Source organism: Dyadobacter sp. 22481, assembly GCF_052044875.1.
Lineage (GTDB): Bacteria > Bacteroidota > Bacteroidia > Cytophagales > Spirosomataceae > Dyadobacter > Dyadobacter endophyticus.
On record NZ_JBQENV010000002.1, the window covers coordinates 1,573,444 to 1,588,516 of the forward strand.

Consider the following 15,073-nt stretch of genomic DNA (forward strand, 5'->3'; position numbering starts at 1 on the left):
CAAATTTAAAAACCATGAAAAAAATTTCTTTGCTCGTCCTTCTGTCGGTATTCAGCAGTGCGGCGTTTGCACAGTCGTTTTCTATCGGCCCGAAAGCTGGGGTCAACATCAGCAACTATACCGGTAGTGACGTCGAATCCGATGCACTAGTTGGCTATCATTTGGGAGGTATTCTGAATTTCGGGATCGGGCAGGTGTTTTCGATTCAGCCGGAGGTGCTTTTCTCGACGCAAGGCGCTAAGTTTAAAAATGCAGGGAAAAACGAGTTCAAAACGAGTTACGTTACAGTGCCGGTAATGCTGAAATTCCGCTCGAAAGGCGGGTTTTACTTTGAATTCGGCCCGCAGGCGTCGTTTAAAACAGGAGAAGACGTGCCGGATCAGACGATCGACCATTTTGCCAAAAACCTCGACCTGGCAGGAGCTGTCGGATTGGGTTATCAGGCCAATTTCGGACTAGGTATCGGGGCGCGCTACATTGCGGGATTCTCGAAAGTAGGCGACTTTGACAAGAGCGCGGCAATGGACCCCGATTTCAAAAACAGTGTGATTCAGTTCAGCTTGTTCTTTGCCATTCCGGCCCACAAATAGGGATTTGACTTTATTTGCCATGACATTTAAGAGCAGGGGAAACCCTGCTTTTTGCATTTACAGCTCAGGAAGAAAGCCCGATTTGTTTCAGGAACTGCTCACGGTAATTGCTGCCGATCGGTATTTCTGTATTTTGAATAAAGACGCGGTTGCCCTCGATATGGTCTATTTTTGACTTATTGATGATAAACGACCGGTGAATGCGCAGGAACTTTGATTTGGGAACCAGACCTTCAAAGCCTGAAAATGTCATTGCCGGCAATAGCGTATGTTGCACAGTCCTTACCTTCGTGTAGTTACCGTTCGCTTCGGCATACAACAAGTCCTCGTGCATGACCTTGTAAATCTTGCCATCGGATTTGAGGAAGAGAAAATCATCACCTTTTGATTCACCGGCGTCCATAAATGTGTTTCCGGTTGGCAGCAATTTTTCCATGGCCTTGTCTACGGCTACTATGAATCTTTCGAGTGAAAAAGGTTTGAGTAAATAATCGCAGGCTGCTAGGTCGAATGCGTCGACTGCGTATTCCTTATATGCGGTAGTGAATATGATTTGAGGCGGCGTTTTGAGTGTTTTAAGGAAAGAAATCCCATCCATTACGGGCATATTGATATCCAGGAACACGATATCTACTTTTTGCTGCATGAGCACAGTTCTGGCCTCGAGTGTGCTCCCGCATTCGCCCGCCACGCGCAGGTAGGGCAGGTGTGCGCAATAGGCGCGTATGATTTCCCGTGCAATAGGTTCGTCGTCGACGATCAGGCAGTCGGTTTGCGTCATATTATCGAAGGTTGAGGCGTAAATTGACAGTATAATGGGCTTCTCCGTTTTCAATTGCCAGGTCATGCTGATTAGGGTACAGCAGTTGCAGTCGCTTCCTGACGTTTGCGAGACCGAAACCGCTGTGTTTTTCAACCGTTGGCTCATTTATAGCGGCGCCGCTGTGCGAATTTTTTAGGTAAAACAGGATAGAGTTTCCCCATACTTTCAAACGGATTTCGATAAACACTTTTGGCTCTGCCGTATTTTTGGAATGTTTGAAAGCATTTTCAATGAATACAATGAGTAGCATCGGTGCAATGCGGATGTCGCTGCTGGCAATGCTTTCAATGTCCATTTTCAGTTCTAGTCGGTCGCCGATCCGGAGCTGTTCGAAGTCGATATAATTGAGAATGTAAGCCAGCTCATCTCGAAGCGGAACATAAGTTTCCGTGGCTTCGTACACAGAGTATCGTAGCAGATCCGACAGTTTCAATATCAGCGGCGGGATTTTCTCGTGCTGGGTGATCGAGAGACCGTACATGTTATTTAATGTATTAAACAAGAAATGAGGGCTCAACTGGGATTGCAACAAATGCAGCTCACTTTGACTTTGCGCAGCCTGCGTTTTGGCAGCTTCGAGCTCCTTCCGTGTGCTCATTCTGAACAGTTTAATAAGTGCGCCCGTACACAGCCCGATCGTCAGAAAAGGTATCCAGTAGAATAGCAGATTAATGCCCGGGAAGCCCTGAAACTGCAAATCGGCATGGACAAAAAGCCAGACGAAACAAACGGCAATGGTGCCCGCCAGGCCATTCAATACATTTTTCGGTATTTCCCGCTGCCTTGCCGACCAAATCGTGGCCAGATGTCGGCCAATGTAAATGCAGCCGAAAAGTACAAGGGTCGCCGCTGTGGCGACCGCCTCATCGTGTGCGGCACCTATCATGTTGAGGTAGGCGTCGATCCCGAAAAAAACGGGCACACTGGCAGCCGCGGTGAGCACCACGTAAATGCCTACCAGGGTCGCCTCTTTGTTATCGTTGTTGAAAATGCTGCTCATGGGTTCACCCGGTTAATGCCTGATGCAAATATGCCTGACCAACGCCGGGATTACGATTGTAGGCGCCATAAAGGCCCGATTGCATGACGGAAAGCCGCTACGGTAGGTCGAAATGGTTTGTCAGCCCGAAACTGGTTTCCGTCACGGCTCCGGGAAGTTACAACACATTTATTTCACAGGGTTACAGGGCCGGGCAATATTTGCCTCATTACTCGATCCATGTAAAATAATCGCCATGAAAACGCTTTTCATTCTGCTTACATCCTGCCTGATAGGCCTGAACGCACTTGCCCAGTCAGGCAACGTCATTTCCGGGACAGTCAAAGACGCTACCAACCAAAGTTTGCCCGGAGCAACCGTACGCCTGCTCAAAACATCTGATTCAACGCTCGTAACGGGCGAGGTGACGGACGTCAACGGCAATTTTCGTTTTGTAAATCTTCAAGCCGGCACCTTCGAGCTGGCAATCGGTGCGATGGGCCAAAAGGACTTCCGGAGCGCGGCCCTGACGATCGATGCCGGGCATTCCACCATTACCTTGCCGGCAATTATCCTGCTTCCGGCCAAAAGTATCGAACTGGGCGAACTGGTAATAAAGGCCCAGAAGCCGCTGATCGAACAGGAAATGGACCGTACGATCGTGAATGTAGGGTCGATGATCGGGAGTGCTACCAGCAACACATTCGACGTGCTGAGCAAAACGCCGGGTGTCAGCGTGAATGCTGCCGGCGAGATCAGCCTGAACGGAAGGAGTGGGGTATTGGTGCTGATCGACGGGCGCAGCACTTACATGTCGGGGGCCGACCTGGCTGCTTACCTGAAATCGCTGCCTGGTGGCGTGCTCGACAAGATTGAGCTGATGGACAACCCGCCTGCCAGGTATGATGCAGCCGGAAATGCGGTGATCAATATCCGTTTGAAAAAAGCACGCACAGGCGGGCTTACGGGTAGCGTCGCGTTGGGCGGTAGCCAGGGCAGGTATGCGCGAAGCAACGACGCGGTAAACCTTAATTACAATCGGCGGAAACTAAACCTGTTTGCTAATTTGGGTTACAGCTATGAGAAAAATTACAGCGAAGACGATTTTAGCCGGAGATATTATGACGAAACGGGTGCGGTGAAATCGCGTGTTGAGTTGAAAAATGACCAGAAAAATGCTTCAAATGGCTATAATTTAAATCTTGGAATGGATTTGACAGCTACACCCAAAACTATTTTCGGCGCCATTGTCAATCTCAACGGCTCTTCCCGAAAAGGCAACTTTAACTACGAAAGCACGCAGCAGAATGCATTGTATCAGTTGGCCGGCTCCGGGAACGGCAGCACGATGTCAAAGGACGTTCGCAACAACACCAGCATTAACACTAACATGCTGCACAAATTCAACGATAAGGGCCGGGAGCTGGCGGTCGATGTGAATTATCTGAACTATCACACCCAGGGAAGGCAGGATCTTGAAAACCGGCTCTTCGACGCGGAAGGGTCACCGACGAGCCGGGAGTTGTTCCGGTACCGCACCCCTTCGGAGATCAATATTTACACTTTCAAAGCCGATTATGTCCATCCATTGAAGAACAAAGCGCGCCTGGAAGGAGGATTCAAGTCGAGTTACGTAGACAATGATTTTGTTTTCAATTATTACAATACTAACGACGGCAACGCGGTAACCGACAACCGCCGCTCAAACCATTTTCAATACCGGGAAAATATCAATGCGGCATATATAAGTGGAGAAAAAAGGTGGAAACGCTTTGGAATGCAGTTTGGGTTACGCCTCGAAAATACCGCCGCCAAAGGACATCAGCTGGGTAACGACTCGGTTGCAGCCATGCATTTTACCAAAAATTACACTAAACTTTTCCCCAGCATTTTCCTGAATTATAAACTGAATGAGCAGAATGCGTTAGTGCTGATGGCCGTTAGGAGGATCAACCGGCCGAATTACCAGATGCTGAACCCTTTTGTTTTTTACAGGGATCAATATACCTACAGCGCTGGAAACCCTCATTTAATACCGCAATACCAGGATCGTTTGGAGCTGAAATACCAGCACAAGAACTTCCTGAACATGGGATTAAGCTACAACCGCTTCACCAACGGGATTTTTACGACTATCCAGGCCCAGGGCGACACCTTTACCAGCCGCCCCGACAATATCGCAAGGGGTTATATGGTATTGCTGAATACCAGCGTATCGGGCCAGCTCACGAGTTGGTGGTATAACAACACTACGTTGCGGCTGTCGCGGATTACGCTGAAAGGCCCGTTATACACCGAAGCGCTGAATTATGCGACAAACGTGGCGCGTCTGGAACTCAATAACTATTTCAACCTCGGTAACGGCTGGAATGCGGAAGTGGGCGGCTACTATGCGAGTCGTGATGTAAATGGCCAGGCGCAGACTTCGGGGATGTTCCGGGTTAATGGCGGCATCCAGAAAAAAATATGGAAGGGGAAAGGCACCGTCGCCATGAACTTCGAAGACTTGTTCCATTCCTGGGTTTATCACAACCGGTCGTTCAGTATCCGGCAATCGGATTATTACCAGGTGGGAAGAACGGATACCCAGCGCATCAGCATTGCTTTAAATTACAAATTCGGCAAGGACACCTTCACCCGTAAACGTCGCCATAATAACAATGCCTCTGACGACGAAAAGGGTAGGGTAGAGTGAGTGTCATGATAGTCAGTTTTTGTCAAATGCCGTCAGGCAGGCCAGGAGTACCAGTACAAACGAAATGATCGAAGCGTAGGTACGGATTGCATGCAGCCTATTCCAGGAAACTTCGAACCGTAGGCGATGTGCCGTCAGTTCTTGCGCGGAGGAGTTGGACAGGTTGATTTTATCCAAAGCCTCGTTCAACGGCACATTGCCCAGCATGGTTACTCCGAAAGTGCCGATCGCATACACCACCGCCGCGGCCAGCAACAAATAGAAACGGCTTCCCGTCCCAAAATGCTGGTAGGTGCTCAGAGGCAGCAGTAAAAACGTTCCCATGAAGCTGAAAAAGAATACGGGATTGAGTATAGCACGATTGATGGATTGCATGGCAGCGAGGTAGCCGGCATCAGAAAGCGTCCCGAGGCCGGGGTTGACCGAGCAAGAATAGCTGTAAAACAGGCCTGCAATAAGGCCGCTGGCAAGGGCCGTCACGAGCAGGAATAGGTTGATTGTCGTCATGTCTTTTTTTCTTTCAAAGGTCGGCCGGACAATGGCAGAAAAATAGAACAAAAACGACAGCCTGCAAGAAACGGCCGCCAGAATCAATAGCTTCCTCCGTCAGCGTACTGAATAATTAGTCCCGCCCAAATCTCATTACCCACATCCAATTGATAGGCCAGTGGGAATTGATGCCGTCGTGGCTCAATAATACATTGTTCACCAGTTCATAGCCGATCAGCGATCCCCCTTTTTGCGAGATGTCCTGTTTGGCCTGATTATACAAATGAACCCACGTCTCCGGTAAGATGAGGTCTTGTGACGCGTTCTTGAATCGTCCCCAATTAGAATTTTCGGCAGGGTTGCCGTAGCGTTCGATCAGATAATGCTTGAAACTTTCGTCGTTCAGCGTGATCACTTTCTGTTTTTCATTTTCGCCTTCCATAGCTATTAGGTTTAACTTTTCGGATGAGTTGAAAATTGTAACCGATGTCACTATTAAAACTGTACCAGTTTTTCGTAGAAATCTATCAAATTAACTCACAAAGCGGTTGTGATTATCATAAGGTTGTCTTGAATGATCCTTAGGCGATTAATCCGATCATTTTTGCGCTTTGTAATGCTTCGATAGAATTGTCGGCTTGCAGCTTTTCGAGTATCCGTTGCCTGTGCGTGTTGACAGTGTGGACGCTAATGTCCAGTAGTGCGGAAATTTCTTTACTCAGTTTGCCCGTGCCGATCATCCCGAGGATCTCTTTTTCGCGCGTCGTCAGTTTCACGCCCCCTGTAATATCGTTGTATTCCAGTTTGATCAGTTCGCCTGTGTGGAAATTGATGACCTGGCTCTTCACATCGGTAAGTGCCTGATTTGGCGAAATATCGATGACTCCCAGCGAAAGCCAGATATTCCCGGATGCGTCCAGTTCGAGCACCTGGTGTTGTTCCGATACGCGGATGGCGGTTTGGTCATCCGACATGATCCGGTATTCCGTTACCATTTTAAATTGCTTGCGCGTATGCACGGGCTGGGCCATCATAAACTTCATGGCCTCATAACCATTCCGGGCCAGTGTCTGCCGGTCGCCGGGATGTATTTTCCGGTCGAACAGCTCGTTGGGAATACAGGATCCAATTTCGCCAAAATCGTAACCGTAGAGCTGATAAAAATTGCGCGAGACGTATACATGCGCCTGCTTTTGCAGGTCATACACGGTTACGCCGCTGCTGCTAAGTTGAGCCATGGCCCGGACGAGCGCTAATTGCTTGTCGAGCCGATCGGGCTCAAAACCGTCAAAATCATAGTATTTGTTCAGCAATTGCAGGTAATCGGGAGCAAGTCGCGCCGACCTTCCCGGCAGGTTTTGTAATGATAAATCAGTATTTCCTCTCATCGGCGTCCGGATTTTCTTTGCAGGTATGTAGAAAGGACAACTCCGGGGGCACTTCACCTAGGTTTGCCCTCATTATTTTGTTAAAATCATCAACTCTATGAATTTTTCAGCAGTCCGTGGCGCCGATACGCCGTGGGGAAAAGCCTTCGCAAAAGCATTGGCGGCCGGTAACCGGCATTTGATCCTGATCGGTGCAAATGAAGCCGCATTGGAAGCGCTGGTACGCGAAATCGTGCAAAAACACCGGGTGCTGGTGCATTACCTGGTCGCCGACGATGCCGATACCGGGAGCATTATCAATGTCTGTGAAAAGATCAACGACCGTTTTGAAGTGGATCTTTTGATCAATTATGCTGAAACGGGGTTTCACCGGCGGCTGGAAGATTACGACATCCGCTCGCTGGACAGGAAGTTGAAAACCAATCACGCGAGCGGAATCCTGTACCTGCATCAGCTGTTGCCCAATCTGCTGCTTCATGCACACGCAAGGGTGATCGATCTATGGCACTGCCCGCATCCATTGTCGGCCTGGGAGCAGGCGTTGCTGGCATTCAATATGCATTTCGCCGAACATCTCAACCTGGAACTGAACGATTCAGGATTGGTTATCAACAGCTTTGCATTAACGGCTTTCTCGGGCTCCGAACTGGCGGAAAAGGCTATGGTAATCCTGGAAAGTGCCGTGCCAGGTCTTGAAAAAAGCGAAGAAATCGTGAAATAGCGCTATTTTATGTATTGAGAATTGACACGCTTGTCTGCGAAATGGTAGATTTGCGGAATCACCACATCAACATTTCCATGGACAATATTCACATCAGGCCGGCGCGGCCCGACGAGCTTCCCACCCTTCTTGCATTCGAGCAAAACCTGATCATGGCCGAACGTCCGCTCGACGACACCCTCATCAGCGAGAAATTCCATTATTACGATCTCGAAACAATGATCCGCAGCGACGAAGCTGAGGTACTCGTGGCCGTTCTGGGCGACCGGTTGATTGCCAGCGGTCACGCACGTATCCTCGAATCAAAGCCGTATAACAGCTTCGAACGTTATGCATTCCTGGGTTTCATGTACACCGAACCCGATATGCGCGGTCGGGGTATCAACAAACTGATTATCGACGCGCTCGTGGAATGGGCCCGTAAAAGAGGTCTGGATGAGGTGCGTTTACAGGTTTATGCCGACAACACACCGGCCGTCGCGGCCTATGAAAAAGTAGGTTTTAAAAAAATGCTGACCGAGATGCGTCTCGCAACCTATTGAATAGCGGAGCCGTTGCCGTGGTATTGATTGAGTCATTTGGTCAAGGGTGGTCAGGTAATGTCAAGCGATTAGTTTACAAATACCTGACCAAACTTGACGTAGTACTACTTTTTTGAGCTTGTCACGAAATGATAAGTCATTGGCGTCTGCGGGTAAGCCGCAGGCGGAGGTGCTGCAATACCTTTGTTGCATCCAAAAACAACTAACCAATTGACATATGAAAACGCTCAAAAATGTAATGCTTATTAATGCAATCAGTTCAGGTGCAACAGGTTTGGGGCTTGCGATTTTCCCAAAAGCGGTCGCAGGGCTGTTCGATACGACGGCCACGATGCCCTTTGTCGAAGTCGGAATTTTCTTGGTCGTATTTGCGGCTTTGGTCTTTTCGGTAAGTCGCGGCAATCCGCTGAATGCCCGGGCTGTCAGGCTGGTCATTGTGCTGGACACCCTTTGGGTAGTAGGCAGCGCGGCGATAGTACTATTTCAGCCATTCCCTATTTCAGTCATTGGCTATGTGTTCATCGGAGCGGTAGCACTCTGGGTTGCCGCTATGGCCTATCTGCAATCTGACGGTCTTAAACAAATGGCTGTTTCAAAATAGACCCTGGCCAGTTTGTATTGTACCCTGTCACCACCACGGTCGGCAGGGTTTTCTTTTTTGTATTTAAATCCTCATTTTAGCAAGATTCAAACCTTTGTCAGAAAACGACTATCCAGCCATGAATCTATCCGACATTGCGGCAATACGTCTTGCTAACCAACAAATTCTGAATACCAGTTTTACCAATCCGGCCGAATTGGTCGCCTGGATGGGTGCTGTACAATCACAGGATTTTGCCATGGCGAAATGGGCGGTAGGCCTGCGCCTGAAAAAGGGAACGGACGCCAGCATAGAACAAGCCATCGACGCAGGCGGCATTATCCGTACACATATTATGAGGCCTACCTGGCATTTTGTGGCAAAAGAAGATGCCCGCTGGATCATGGATCTCACGGCACCGCATGTTTACAAGCTCGCCGGCACCATGTATCGTCAGCTAAAATTGGACGATTCTGTTTTTAAAATAACCAACGACCTGATCGGCAAGCTACTGGCCGATGGCAACGAGCTGACGCGCGAAGAAGTAATCGCCGAGGTAAATAAGGCCGGCATCGAAACGGACAACCTCCGTGCGACACACATTATGTTCCAGGCCGAGCTCGACAAGATTATCTGTAATGGCGCACGCCGCGGGAAAAAGTTTACTTATGCATTATTCGACAAAAAGGTCCCCTCTGCGGCGCCGCTGAATCGGGACGAGGCATTGGCTGCATTGGCCAAGCGCTATTTCCTGAGCCACGGGCCGGCTACTGTCCAGGACTTTGCCTGGTGGAGCGGTTTGACGTTAACCGATTCGAAGCGTGGTTTCGAAGCCGTTCGTGGGGATTTTGAATCGGCCCTTGTGGGTGGACGGGAATATCTGTTCAGAGCGGCGACGGAACTGCCCAAAGTACCCGCAAATGCAATGCTCATTCCTCCGTTCGATGAGCTCACAATCGGATATGCCGACCGGAGTGCGGCCATGGACGATATTGTGGCACAAAATCCGGATTCGGGTAATGGTATTTTTAAACCGCTTGTGATGGTAAAGGGCAAGATCGTGGCCGTTTGGCGGCGGACGGAGAAGAAGGATTCTGTAAATATAGAGATCTCGCCTTTATCCAAAATGTCCGCTGCCGCCGAAAAATCCCTGCAAACCGCCGGTACCGCTTATGCCCGGTTTATCGGGAAAAAGAGTGCAGTATTTAAATGAATATTGTATTCAAAGCATCCGTTCGATTTTGTAATAACTGATATGTTCCTTGAAAAAAGGTTCGGAGAACTTTTTGAACTGAAAACGTTCGTAAAAACCGAGGGCGTCGGCGCGAGCGTCGCACCACATGCGTGTGTAGCCTTGCGTTTGCGCGTACGCTATGGCATGTTGCAGAAGCCTGGAACCCAGTCCTTTGCCCTGGAAGCCGGGGAGCGTCGCAAATTTCCTGAACCTGATGTTCTCGCCCTCGCCAAAGAGCGAAATGACCGATACAAGCGTGCCATCAAGGTATAAACCAAAATGGGTGCCGCTTTCATCTTCGGGCACTTTTACAAATTCGATTGGCATGTCGGGCCATAGTACCATGTGCCGGATTTCCAGCAGATCATCCGCATTAACTTTTTGAATTTCAATCAAATCTCTTCCTTTTATTTAATACAAAAAATACCTAACTACACGACGCATCGCACAAAAATAAGCCTAATTCAATTTACGTCACCATGACCCAGCCCGCCGCACTTCAAAAAGAAGAACCATTATTCTGGTCGACCGGACTGGGAACCGATGTATGGCAAATGTTCTGCGCCGCCCGTGACGGCGATCTTGAAAAAGTAAAGAACCTGTTGGCAAAAGACGCTACCCTTGTGCGCGGGGCCTACGATTACCGTACACCTATGTCGTTCGCCGTGGCCAACGACCGGTTGGAAGTGGCGGAGTATCTCCTACAACACGGCGCAAGCCCCGTGGATTCCGGTACCGGCGATCCGCTCATTCAAATGGCACGTGACCGCGGTTTTACGGCGATGGAAGAACTCCTCGAACGTGCGTTAAACCGCCACAAGGGCTCCGAGGCCGGGAAACTGATTGCCGCCGCTATCCGAAATCGAGACTTTAAGGCGTTTAATACATTACTGGCTAGCTCCGACGAATACACACACGCTACCGATGATGAAGGTAACCAACCTATTCATTGGGCGACCATGTCGCGCCAGCCTGAAATGATTGACGCATTGCTCGCCCGCGGGGCCGATATCGATGCCAGGCGGCCGGATGGAGCACGGCCTGTCCAGCTTACGAACGGCGACTATTCCTATCGCGGCTGGCGCGATGTGCCCGACGAATGGAAATGGAAGCCCAACGATATTTACCTGCATCTGGTAAGCAGAGGTGCGTACGTGGATATTTGTATGGCCGCATTGAAAGGCGATGAGGCAAGGGTGAGGGCGTTGCTCGACCTGGATCCGTCGCTGGCTAACAAGCCGTCTGAATACGTTACCTATTATGCGGGCTCCGGCGCGCCGTTGAAAAATGCAGCGATGGCGGGCCGAATGGCGATCGTGAGACTATTGCTTGAAAAGGGGGCTGATCCTAATCTGCCGGAAGAAGGTATAGCGCCGATGGGCCATGCTTTGCATTCGGCGGTGGTGTACAACCATATTGAAATCGTAAAACTACTCCTGCAACACGGTGCACACCCCAATGTGCCGATCGAGAGTTCTGCGGATACGCTCACGGCGGCTTTGGAACGTGGGGACAAAGCTATGATCAACCTGCTGTGTTCCTACGGCGCGGCCCGATCGTTGGATTTGCTTGCGTACTACGGCGATATCCAGACGGCCGCAGCTGTTTTAAATGCGAACCCGGCGCTTGCAGCTAATGTATCCGCATTGGAAACAGCCGCTGGACAGGGAAACGAAGATTTCGTCCGCCTGATACTCCGCTACCAACCCGATCTTGCGAAAGACATTGGAGTGGGAGTGGAGAGCCGCGGCCCGCAAGACGCGATCAAGAGTCGCGAGCTAACCGAATACCTCTTCCAACGCGGTATGAACGCCAATTTCAAGAATTGGCTGGGCATTACACCTTTGCATCGGTTTGCGGAGCGTGGCGATATCCATAACGCAGCGCTGTTTCTGGAACACGGTGCCGATATTGATGCGATCGACGAGCAGTTTTGTACCACGCCGCTCGGCTGGGCTGCCAAAGCCGGCAAAACAAAAATGGTGCAATTCCTGCTCGAAAAGGGTGCCAACGCGCATTTGCCGGTCGGTAAACCGTGGGCGCGCCCGAGAGCGTGGGCGGAGAGACGCGGGCATAATACCGTCCTCGCCTTGCCTGAGTTGTAAATTAAATCAAACATGGAAAACAACAACGTAAAACCCGAACCGTTCATATCTCATGCCGAACCGGTATTGGCGGTTAACGATGTGGCCGAAACCGTAAAGTACTGGCATGAAGTGCTGGGCTTTCCCGGCCATTGGACGTGGGGTACGCCGCCCAACCATGGAGGTGTCACCTGGCACGGGGCTTTCATTCAGTTTTCACGGGATAGCGAGGGAGCGGAGCGGTTACGCGGACAATGTGTGTGGATCAGGGTCAAAAATATCCGTGAGCTGTATCAAATGCATCAGGACCGGAACGCGCAGATTGTGATGCATTTGGAAAGGCAGCCCTGGGGTTTTGAGGAATATGTTGTCAAGGATCTCAATGGGAATTACGTTACTTTCGCTGCTCCTGCTACCTCGGCTGGTGAAAGCAAATCGGAGCCTATGCCGGCCACCATTCGGACCCTCGGGCGGATGCTTACTGTCGCCGAATACCGTAATCTCATTAACTCTGTGGGATGGACAAACACCCAATCCGACGAGTTGCTCCGAGAGAAGCTCGACGCGACGCTTTTTGTGGCAGTTGCCGAAAACAGCGAAACCGGCGAGGCGATCGGCTGTGCGCTTGTGCTCGGCGACGGCCTTAGCTTTTTCTATATTAAAGATGTAATGGTGCACCGTGATTGGCAACGTAAGCAGGTAGGTTCGGCTGTGATGCGGGAGGTGAAGCAATGGCTCGACGTGCATGCGCCCGACGGCGCTTTGATCGGGCTTTTTACGGGCGAGGGACTGGCGCCGTTTTACCAGCAAACCGGCTTTGGCCCGGCTTTTGGCATGATCCGCATCATCGACCGTTCACAATTGTTATAGGATTGTTAGTTAAAACAATCCTATAACATCGAGTTATGGCATTAAGGTGGCTTTGCGAATGATCACCAACCGAAGCCGTAATCTTCACCATGGTTGCTCGATCCTCCCCAAAAGCTGCCGTGCTGCCAATCGAAATAAATGGCGTTAATCGGGCCGCTGGTGCGGGGCTGGTAGCTCAGTTTGTAGCCCATGCGGGAGAGTTCTTTGCGTGTCCAGTCGGGCATGGATTGATTTAAAATCAGCCCTCCCGGATCTTTTTCATGCTCACCGAAGCTGGCATACATTTGCAATGTCTTGAAGCTCGGAGCCTCCGTCGCTTCCTGCACCGTCATTCCGAATTCGGCCACATTTAAAAAGAATTGCAAAAGAAGCTGGTCTTGCTCGTCGCCTGCCTGCTTGGCGAAGGAAAGGAACGGTTTTCCGTCCTTCATGGCGAGGCTGGGTGTCAAAGTAACCCTTGGTCGTTTACCTGGTTCTACCACATTAAAGGGATTCTCGCGGGCATCGAGCACGAACGATTGCATGCGCTGGCTCAGGCCCACGCCCGTGTTACCCGCGATACACGCAGGCACCCAACCGCCGCTGGGCGTAATACTAACCACCCAGCCTTCTTCGTCGGTGGCTTCAACGGAAGTCGTTCCCGCAGTGAATTCCTCCATAAACTTTTCGTCGAGCCCATTTGCATTGCGGTTCAACGACGCTTGAAAATTGCCCCAGTTTTTGATCTGTTCAGTAAAAGGATTCTTTTTTCCCTCAAAAGGGTAGGGGTCTCCGGGCATTGTTTTCGCGTCGTTCTGCTCCCAATTGATCTGCTTGATCCTTTGTTTCGCATATTCTTTGGACAGTAACCCTCTCATCGGCTCTTCAGGAGCAAACGCCGGATCACCATAATAGAAGTCACGATCGGCAAATGCCAGGTTCATGACCTGATACAAAGTATGCACATAGCGCGAGGAATTGTATCCCATACTCTTCAGATCGAAGTTTTCCAGCATGTTGAGCGCCTGTAACATGACCGGCCCCTGCGTCCATTGCTGCATTTTGTACACTTCAATACCTTTGTAGTTGGTCATCAAAGGCTCTTCGATCTTAACCTTCCAGTTGGCCATATCCTGCTCGGTGATGAGGCCTCCCTGTTCCTGGCAACCGCGCGCGATCTCTTTGGCAATGTCGCCTTTGTAAAACCGGTCATAAGCCGCATAAATGGCTTCCTTACGGGTTTTGCCGCTTTTTAGCGCTTGTTGCTCGGTATCCACCAGTTTCTGTAATGACTCACGCAAATCCTTCTGGACAAATATCTCCCCCGCATCCGGAGCCTCGCGCTTCTGCCCTAAATGGGGCAGGAATACCTTGGTCGAATACGGCCATTTCTTGATTTCGTCCTTACCTTTTTCAATGGAATTAGCGGTCTGTGCTTCGATAGGGTAGCCCTCGGCCATCTGCATTGCTGGCGCGAGCACCTCCTTGAGGCTCATCGTTCCGTATTCCGCGAGCATGGTCATCAAGCCGCCGGGCGTTCCGGGTGTTGTGGCAGCCAGTGGGCCATATTCCGGCGGATATTTCATGCCCTTATTTTTGAAAAAGGCCGCCGTAGCCCCTGTCGGCGCGACGCCCATTGCGTTGATGGCGATCACTTTCTTGGTTTTGGGATTGTAGATCAACGCCTGCGTTTCTCCACCCCAGCTCAGTACATCCCACATCGTGCAGGTAGCCGCTAGCATCGCGCATGAAGCATCAATAGCGTTACCGCCTTTGCTGAAAATCATCGCGCCGGCTGTCGCCGCGAGCGGCTTGCCGGTAATCCCCATCCAGTGCTTGCCATGCAGCGGCGGCTTTTGGGTAGTAACAGGGAAGTTGTTGAAAGACTGTGAAAAGGCACTCAGTCCACAAAGCATCAGCCCGATCGTTGAGCATAAAAGGAATTTTGGCTTCATAAAAAGGTCGTTAGGAAATTGGTCCGTCGGTCGGCAGCGGTCGATTATTACACTCGAAATACCGCTCACCTATAGCCGAAGATACGAAATAACCGGATCGGCCTAACTTTACATAGCTCCTAATCATTTTCTTAGTCGTATGTC

General features: G+C 50.4%; 15 protein-coding genes. 8 read left to right on the plus strand and 7 right to left on the minus strand.

All coding sequences use genetic code 11. From position 1 onward, the window contains the following. Window positions 1-14: 14 nt before the first annotated feature. On the plus strand, window positions 15-590 hold the full coding sequence (locus ACTJJJ_RS16640) for a porin family protein (protein WP_188933249.1): 576 nt from the start codon (window positions 15-17) through the stop codon (window positions 588-590). Between the two features lie 64 nt (window positions 591-654). Here ACTJJJ_RS16640 and ACTJJJ_RS16645 read toward each other — a convergent pair whose 3' ends face one another. Continuing rightward, complete coding sequence (locus tag ACTJJJ_RS16645) at window positions 655-1,371, minus strand: LytR/AlgR family response regulator transcription factor (protein ID WP_440702391.1); 717 nt, start codon at window positions 1,369-1,371, stop codon at window positions 655-657. Window position 1,372: 1 nt separating this feature from the next. After that, the gene (locus ACTJJJ_RS16650; protein ID WP_440702392.1) at window positions 1,373-2,413 is read right to left on the minus strand and encodes a sensor histidine kinase; all 1,041 of its coding nucleotides are present in this window, start codon (window positions 2,411-2,413) and stop codon (window positions 1,373-1,375) included. Between the two features lie 235 nt (window positions 2,414-2,648). Here ACTJJJ_RS16650 and ACTJJJ_RS16655 point away from each other — a divergent pair, with 235 nt between their 5' ends. After that, window positions 2,649-5,087: an outer membrane beta-barrel protein gene (locus ACTJJJ_RS16655; protein WP_440702393.1), complete on the plus strand. Its 2,439-nt coding sequence runs from the start codon at window positions 2,649-2,651 to the stop codon at window positions 5,085-5,087. 12 nt (window positions 5,088-5,099) lie between these two features. On the opposite strand, the gene ACTJJJ_RS16660 is transcribed toward ACTJJJ_RS16655, so the two are convergent. From ACTJJJ_RS16660 to ACTJJJ_RS16670, 3 genes are all read right to left on the minus strand, one after another. Continuing rightward, on the minus strand, window positions 5,100-5,594 hold the full coding sequence (locus ACTJJJ_RS16660) for an anthrone oxygenase family protein (RefSeq protein WP_188933241.1): 495 nt from the start codon (window positions 5,592-5,594) through the stop codon (window positions 5,100-5,102). A gap of 115 nt (window positions 5,595-5,709) precedes the next feature. After that, a complete protein-coding gene (locus tag ACTJJJ_RS16665) occupies window positions 5,710-6,018 on the minus strand; it encodes a hypothetical protein (protein ID WP_188933239.1) in 309 nt (102 codons plus the stop codon). A 139-nt stretch (window positions 6,019-6,157) separates the two neighbouring features. Beyond that, window positions 6,158-6,964 carry a LuxR C-terminal-related transcriptional regulator gene (locus tag ACTJJJ_RS16670; protein WP_440702394.1) on the minus strand — a complete coding sequence of 269 codons (807 nt, stop codon included), beginning with the start codon at window positions 6,962-6,964 and terminating at the stop codon, window positions 6,158-6,160. Window positions 6,965-7,061: 97 nt separating this feature from the next. On the opposite strand from ACTJJJ_RS16670, the gene ACTJJJ_RS16675 reads away from it, so the two are divergent. The 4 genes from ACTJJJ_RS16675 (at window position 7,062) to ACTJJJ_RS16690 (ending at window position 10,020) form a co-directional block, all read left to right on the plus strand. After that, window positions 7,062-7,685, plus strand: coding sequence for an SDR family NAD(P)-dependent oxidoreductase (locus tag ACTJJJ_RS16675; RefSeq protein ID WP_440702395.1), 624 nt, complete (start codon window positions 7,062-7,064; stop codon window positions 7,683-7,685). A 77-nt stretch (window positions 7,686-7,762) separates the two neighbouring features. Further along, the gene (locus ACTJJJ_RS16680; protein WP_440702396.1) at window positions 7,763-8,227 is read left to right on the plus strand and encodes a GNAT family N-acetyltransferase; all 465 of its coding nucleotides are present in this window, start codon (window positions 7,763-7,765) and stop codon (window positions 8,225-8,227) included. 217 nt (window positions 8,228-8,444) lie between these two features. Then, window positions 8,445-8,828 (plus strand): hypothetical protein, encoded by a 384-nt coding sequence (locus ACTJJJ_RS16685; protein ID WP_188933226.1) that lies wholly within the window; start codon window positions 8,445-8,447, stop codon window positions 8,826-8,828. A 118-nt stretch (window positions 8,829-8,946) separates the two neighbouring features. Beyond that, a complete protein-coding gene (locus ACTJJJ_RS16690; RefSeq protein WP_440702397.1) occupies window positions 8,947-10,020 on the plus strand; it encodes a winged helix DNA-binding domain-containing protein in 1,074 nt (357 codons plus the stop codon). A 9-nt stretch (window positions 10,021-10,029) separates the two neighbouring features. Here the strand turns inward: ACTJJJ_RS16690 and ACTJJJ_RS16695 are convergent, their stop codons facing one another. Next, window positions 10,030-10,437 carry a GNAT family N-acetyltransferase gene (locus ACTJJJ_RS16695; RefSeq protein WP_440702398.1) on the minus strand — a complete coding sequence of 136 codons (408 nt, stop codon included), beginning with the start codon at window positions 10,435-10,437 and terminating at the stop codon, window positions 10,030-10,032. An 83-nt stretch (window positions 10,438-10,520) separates the two neighbouring features. On the opposite strand from ACTJJJ_RS16695, the gene ACTJJJ_RS16700 reads away from it, so the two are divergent. Beyond that, complete coding sequence (locus ACTJJJ_RS16700) at window positions 10,521-12,146, plus strand: ankyrin repeat domain-containing protein (protein WP_440702399.1); 1,626 nt, start codon at window positions 10,521-10,523, stop codon at window positions 12,144-12,146. Between the two features lie 12 nt (window positions 12,147-12,158). Further along, a complete protein-coding gene (locus ACTJJJ_RS16705) occupies window positions 12,159-12,995 on the plus strand; it encodes a GNAT family N-acetyltransferase (protein ID WP_440702400.1) in 837 nt (278 codons plus the stop codon). Window positions 12,996-13,057: 62 nt separating this feature from the next. Here the strand turns inward: ACTJJJ_RS16705 and ACTJJJ_RS16710 are convergent, their stop codons facing one another. Beyond that, window positions 13,058-14,890, minus strand: a complete 1,833-nt coding sequence (locus ACTJJJ_RS16710) for a gamma-glutamyltransferase family protein (protein WP_440702652.1) — start codon at window positions 14,888-14,890, stop codon at window positions 13,058-13,060. Window positions 14,891-15,073: the final 183 nt, after the last annotated feature.

Bases quoted from the DNA above. Each gene is read 5' to 3' on its own strand.
- ACTJJJ_RS16640 (WP_188933249.1), top strand. From the start codon at position 15: ATGAAAAAAATTTCTTTGCTCGTCCTTCTGTCGGTATTCAGCAGTGCG.
- ACTJJJ_RS16645 (WP_440702391.1), bottom strand. From the start codon at position 1,371: ATGACGCAAACCGACTGCCTGATCGTCGACGACGAACCTATTGCACGG.
- ACTJJJ_RS16650 (WP_440702392.1), bottom strand. From the start codon at position 2,413: ATGAGCAGCATTTTCAACAACGATAACAAAGAGGCGACCCTGGTAGGC.
- ACTJJJ_RS16655 (WP_440702393.1), top strand. From the start codon at position 2,649: ATGAAAACGCTTTTCATTCTGCTTACATCCTGCCTGATAGGCCTGAAC.
- ACTJJJ_RS16660 (WP_188933241.1), bottom strand. From the start codon at position 5,594: ATGACGACAATCAACCTATTCCTGCTCGTGACGGCCCTTGCCAGCGGC.
- ACTJJJ_RS16665 (WP_188933239.1), bottom strand. From the start codon at position 6,018: ATGGAAGGCGAAAATGAAAAACAGAAAGTGATCACGCTGAACGACGAA.
- ACTJJJ_RS16670 (WP_440702394.1), bottom strand. From the start codon at position 6,964: ATGAGAGGAAATACTGATTTATCATTACAAAACCTGCCGGGAAGGTCG.
- ACTJJJ_RS16675 (WP_440702395.1), top strand. From the start codon at position 7,062: ATGAATTTTTCAGCAGTCCGTGGCGCCGATACGCCGTGGGGAAAAGCC.
- ACTJJJ_RS16680 (WP_440702396.1), top strand. From the start codon at position 7,763: ATGGACAATATTCACATCAGGCCGGCGCGGCCCGACGAGCTTCCCACC.
- ACTJJJ_RS16685 (WP_188933226.1), top strand. From the start codon at position 8,445: ATGAAAACGCTCAAAAATGTAATGCTTATTAATGCAATCAGTTCAGGT.
- ACTJJJ_RS16690 (WP_440702397.1), top strand. From the start codon at position 8,947: ATGAATCTATCCGACATTGCGGCAATACGTCTTGCTAACCAACAAATT.
- ACTJJJ_RS16700 (WP_440702399.1), top strand. From the start codon at position 10,521: ATGACCCAGCCCGCCGCACTTCAAAAAGAAGAACCATTATTCTGGTCG.
- ACTJJJ_RS16705 (WP_440702400.1), top strand. From the start codon at position 12,159: ATGGAAAACAACAACGTAAAACCCGAACCGTTCATATCTCATGCCGAA.
- ACTJJJ_RS16710 (WP_440702652.1), bottom strand. From the start codon at position 14,890: ATGCTTTGTGGACTGAGTGCCTTTTCACAGTCTTTCAACAACTTCCCT.